The following is a 5,250-nucleotide window of genomic DNA, read 5'->3' on the forward strand; positions in this document are numbered from 1 at the left end:
ACGCATCCGCCCAGGAACGTGCCCTCCAGCGAGCGGTAGCCGTGCACCCCGCCGCCGCCGAACCCGGCGGCCTCGCCCGCGGCGTACAACCCCGGCAGCACCGCGCCGTCGTCGCGCAACGCGCGGGCGTCCAGGTCGGTTTGCAAGCCGCCCAACGACTTCCGGGTCAAGATGTGCAATTTGACCGCGATCATCGGGCCCGCCTTGGGGTCGGTCAGCCGGTGCGGCGCGACCACCCGGCTGACGCGTTCGGGCAGGTAGGCGCGCGCGCCCCGGATCGCGGTGATCTGACCGTCCTTGGTGAACCGGTTGCTCACCTCACGGTCGCGTGCGGTGACCTCGGCCTCGACGACGTCGTAGTCGAGCGGCAGCACGCCGGGGACCGCGTTCATCCCGGTCACCAGCTCACGCAGCGTGGTCGCGGTGACGAAGTCGACGCCCCGCTCGACGAACGCGTGCACCGGCGCGGGCCCCTTGCGGCCGCGTTCGAGCACCGCGCGGATGCTGCGGTCGGTCAGGTCGGGGTTCTGCTCCTGGCCCGACAGTCCGAACTCCTTGGCGATGATGCGGGAGTTCAGCACGAACCACGTGTAGTCCTGACCCGTCTGCGCGATGTACTCCAGGGTGCCGAGTGTGTCGAATCCCGGGTAGAGCGGGACCGGGAGCCGCTTGCCGTGCGCGTCCAGCCACAGCGACGACGGCCCGGGCAGGATCCGGATGCCGTGGCGGGGCCAGATCGGCGCGTAGTTGGTGATGCCCTCGGTGTAGTGCCACATCCGGTCGCTGTTGATGATGCTGGCGCCGGCCCTGCCCGAGATCTCCAGCATGCGGCCGTCGACGTGTGCGGGCACCCCGCTGAGGAGTTGTTCGGGCACCCGTCCCATCCGTTCGGGCCAGTACTTGCGGACCAGGTCGTGGTTACCCCCGATCCCGCCGCTGGCCACGATCACCGCCTGCGCCCGGAACTCGAAGTCGCCGACGACGTTTCGTGACGATTCCGCGCCGCGCACCGCCGACGACGGTTCCAGCACCGCGCCCCGCACGCCCACCACGGCGCCTTCCTCGACGATCAGCTCGTCGACGCGGTGCCGATGCGCGAACCGGATCCGCGGCGCACCGATCAGGCGGCGCGCGAAAATGTCGACGAGCGCGGGGCCGGTGCCCCAGGTGATGTGGAAGCGCGGCACCGAATTGCCGTGACCGTTGGCGCCGTAACCGCCACGCTCGGCCCAGCCGACCAACGGGAAAGTCTGCAGGCCGCGGTCACGCAGCCAGCTGCGCTTCTCGCCGGCGGCGAAGTCGACGTACGCGTGGGCCCACTGCCGCGGCCAGTGGTCCTCGGGCCGGTCGAACCCGGCCGAGCCCAGCCAGTCCTGCAGCGCGAGTTCATGGCTGTCCCGGATGCCCATCCGCCGCTGCTCTGGGCTGTCGACGAAGAACAGTCCGCCGAAGGACCAGAACGCCTGCCCACCGAGGTTGGCTTCGTTCTCCTGATCGACGATCAGCACGCTCCGGCCGCGTTCGACCAGTTCACACGCGGCGACCAGACCCGCCAGCCCGGCGCCCACCACGATGACATCAGCCATGGGGCCAATCTAGCCAGCGCGGGGCCCTACGCGGCGTCGGTCAGCGCAGGTTCGGGCCGCCACCGGTACACCGTGGCCGCACACGAGTGCATCAGCGTGAGATCGACGGCGTCCAGCATGGCCTGCCGCGGCCCCGGGCGGCGCAGGTGCCGGGCGGCCACCGCGAGCCGGACGATCCCGTGCCGGCGTGCCGTGCGCTCGGCGGCCAGCACCAACGTGCGGCACCACCACGGTTCGGCGAGAAAGCCTTCACCGATGCCGAGCACCCGGGCCCGCACGGTGTTCCCTCGGGTCAGGTCCGTGATCCCCGCCAGACCGGCCACCAACCGAAAACCGTTGCCGGGCAACGCCGCCATCGCACCCTGGGACACGTTCCAGCCGGGCGCGGCGAAAAGCCTGGTCCGCAGGTCCAGATGTTCCATGATCCGGTCGGCGGCCATCAGCCTCAGGTTCGCCTCGTGCGCGGGCAACGTGGCGAACTCGCCTCGGCGCTGCTTGGTGGCGGCCTCGTCGAAGCCGTGCAGCACGACGGCATCGCCGTGCGCACGCCGGTCGATCAGCCAGTCGACGGTGACCGCGTCGTGCTCGAGCCGGTACCCGCCCTTCAGACGCGGAGCGACGAGAAACGACACCGGCACACCGCGGTCACCGAGCGAGTCACGGAACGCGGCGACATCGGCCAGCGTGCGGTCGCTGACGCCGGAGATCGACACGATCAGTTGTCCTGGCACACCCGCAGTGTCGCAATGTGAGATGTCGTGAAGGTGGACGACACGACGCGCGCAGGTGTCGTCTCGGCTATCGCGGCAAGACCTGCTCGACGGCCGCGATCACCTCGGTGGCGTCCGGGGCGGTGCGGGGACGGAAACGTCTGACCACCTTGCCACCCGGCGCGAGCAGGAACTTCTCGAAGTTCCACTGCACGTCGCCGGCCTCGCCCTCGTCGTCTGCGGTCTGGGTGAGCGCGGCGTACAACGGATGCCTGCCGGGGCCGTTGACCTCGGTCTTCTCCAGCAACGGGAACGTCACACCGTACTTCGTCGAGCAGAACGTCTGGATCTCCTCGGCGGTGCCCGGCTCCTGGCCCATGAACTGGTTGCACGGCACCCCGATCACGGTCAGCCCGCGATCGCCGTAATCCTTCGCGAGCTGCTCGAGCGCGGTGTACTGCGGCGTCAGCCCACATTTGGAGGCGACGTTGACCACAAGCGCGGCGCCGTCGGCCAGTTCGCCCAGCGTGGTGGATCCGCCGTCGAGGGTGGTGAGCGGGATGTCGGTGATCACAGCGTCAGTCATGCCGCCGACGCTACCCGTGCGGCCGGTTCGGGGTGAACAGCATGCGCGCCACCCGCTCGGCGGTGGCGACGGGGTCGGTGTCGGCGTCGATCGCCCGGTTCAGCCACAACATCGCGAAGCCGTGTACCAGCGACCACGCGGCCAGCGCCGCCGCCTGCGGGTCCTCGGCGGCACGGGGATCGTCCAGCGTGCCCACCCCGGATGCCAGCTCGGCGCCGGCGGCGGACCGGGCGTCCAGCAGCTCCGCGTTGTGCGGATCGATCAACGACCGGTCGAACATCACCGCGAAGTGACCGGGATTCTCGAGGGCGAAGCGTACGTAGGCCAGTGCGGCGTCGAGGAATTCGGGTCGCGCACCGGCGAGCGCCGCGGCCAGCATCCGCCAGCCCTGCGCAGCGAGCGCGGTGAACAGGCCCCGCCGGTCGGTGAAGTGATGCGCCGGTGCGGCGTGGGAGACGCCGGCGGCGCGGGCCAATTCGCGCAGTGAGACACCGTCGGCGCCGCGTTCGGCGACCAGGACCGCGGCCTGCGCGAGGATGACGGCCTTCAGATCACCGTGATGGTACGAATCCCGGGTCATCTCGCGCCGGCGACGTCGAGCATCCACGCGTACTGGAACGCGGTCTCCTTCCACCGCTCATAACGCCCGCTGATACCACCGTGGCCGGCGTTCATCTCGGTCTTGAGCAGCACCCTGGCCCCGTCGCGCGCGGCGTCGCTCTGCACATGACGCAGCGCGGCAACCCATTTCGCCGGTTCGACGTAGTACACCCTGGTGTCGTTGAGTGAGGTCATCGCCAGAATCGCCGGGTAGGTCCTGGCCTTTACGTTCTCGTACGGCGAGTAGGACTTCATGTAGTGGTACACCTCGGGGTCCTCGAGCGGGTTGCCCCACTCGTCCCATTCGGTCACCGTCAACGGCAGCGACGGATCCAGGATCGTGGTCAGCGGATCGACGAACGGCACCGCGGCCAGGATGCCGGCGAACAGCTCCGGTGCCATGTTGGCCACCGCGCCCATCAACAGACCGCCCGCGCTGCCGCCGTAGGCCACCATGTTCTCCGGCCTTGTGACGTCGGTCCCGACGAGATGGCTTGCCACGGCGATGAAGTCGGTGAAGGTGTTGCGTTTCTCCAGCAGCTTCCCGTGCTCGTACCACGGCCGGCCCAGCTCGCCTCCGCCGCGCACGTGGGCGACCGCGAAGATCATGCCGCGGTCGAGCAGCGACAACCGCGCGATCGAGAATCTCGGGTCCTCGCAGGACTCGTAGGCACCGTATCCGTACAGCAGCAACGGGGCCGGATACTCCAGGCCGGCCCGGTGGATGATCGAGATCGGCACGCGCGCACCGTCAGGCGCCACCGCCCAGTCGCGGCGCTCGACGTAGTCCTCGGGCCGGTAGTCGCCCAGCACCGGTTGTTCGCGCAGCAGCGTGCGTTCACCGGTGGCAAGGTCGAGGTCGTAGATCCGCACCGGGGTGACGAACGAGGTGGCGCCGATCCGCAGCTTGGGTGCGATCCAGTTCGGGTTGGCGGACAGCCCGACCGACATCAGCTCCGAATCGAACGTGATGTCCTGCGCCTGACCGTATCCTGTGTCGCTCACCGGCCACAGCTGGATGCGGGGCAGCGCGTCTTTGCGGTAGCTGACCACCAGGTGATCACCGAACGCGTCGACGGAGTCCAGCCGCACGTCACCGCGGTGCTCGATCAGCGTGCGGACGTTGGTGGGGTCGGCGACGGGCGCCTCGACGAGGGTGAAGTTCTCGGCTCCGTCGTTGTGCAGGATCAGGAACCGGTCCTCGCCGCCGACGACGGCGTGATCGAGGGAGTACTCGACCGACTCGCGCCGCGGCCACACGGTGGTGAACTCGGCCTGCGGGTCGGCCGCGTCCGCGTAGCGCAGCTCCGAGGTCACGGCGCTGCCCGCCGCGATGATCACGTACTTGTCGCTGCGGGTACGGCCGACCGCGACCCAGAAGCGTTCGTCGGGTTCGTGGTAGACCCGCTCGGCGGGCAGCCCCGACCCCAGCCGGTGGCGCCACACGGTGTCCGGCCGCCAGGCGTCATCGACGGTCACGTAGTAGACGGTGTTGTTGTCGGCGGCCCAGGTGGCACCGGCGCCGATGCCGACGATCTCGTCGTCGTAGCGCTGTCCGGTGCGTAAGTCCTTGAACCGCAGCGTGTACCGCTCGTCACCCTTGACGTCGACGGAGTAGGCCAGGATGTTGCCGTCGACGCTGACGGTGGCGGCGCCCAGCGAGAAGAACTCGTGCCCCTGCGCCTCGACGTTCTCGTCGAGCAGCACTTGTTCGCCGGGAATGTCGGTGTTCTCGTCGAACACCGGAGGTGTCCAGTCGTCGGGATCT

At 69.3% G+C, this 5,250-nt stretch carries 5 protein-coding genes; all 5 read right to left on the reverse strand.

Going from position 1 to position 5,250, the window contains the following annotated elements:
- Positions 1 to 1,586 (reverse strand): FAD-binding dehydrogenase (locus ASJ79_RS18135; RefSeq protein WP_067957968.1); only part of this gene is annotated, 1,586 nt, incomplete at its 3' end.
- 26 nt (positions 1,587 to 1,612) lie between these two features.
- Positions 1,613 to 2,341, reverse strand: a complete 729-nt coding sequence (locus ASJ79_RS18140; protein ID WP_082753916.1) for a DUF2334 domain-containing protein — start codon at positions 2,339 to 2,341, stop codon at positions 1,613 to 1,615.
- A 43-nt stretch (positions 2,342 to 2,384) separates the two neighbouring features.
- On the reverse strand, positions 2,385 to 2,882 hold the full coding sequence (locus ASJ79_RS18145) for a glutathione peroxidase (protein ID WP_067957974.1): 498 nt from the start codon (positions 2,880 to 2,882) through the stop codon (positions 2,385 to 2,387).
- A 10-nt stretch (positions 2,883 to 2,892) separates the two neighbouring features.
- Positions 2,893 to 3,462: a TetR/AcrR family transcriptional regulator gene (locus ASJ79_RS18150; RefSeq protein WP_067957976.1), complete on the reverse strand. Its 570-nt coding sequence runs from the start codon at positions 3,460 to 3,462 to the stop codon at positions 2,893 to 2,895.
- Positions 3,459 to 5,250 (reverse strand): S9 family peptidase (locus tag ASJ79_RS18155; RefSeq protein WP_067957977.1); only part of this gene is annotated, 1,792 nt, incomplete at its 5' end. The genes ASJ79_RS18150 and ASJ79_RS18155, both read right to left, overlap by 4 nt.

The organism is Mycobacterium sp. NAZ190054 (genome assembly GCF_001545925.1).
GTDB lineage: Bacteria > Actinomycetota > Actinomycetes > Mycobacteriales > Mycobacteriaceae > Mycobacterium.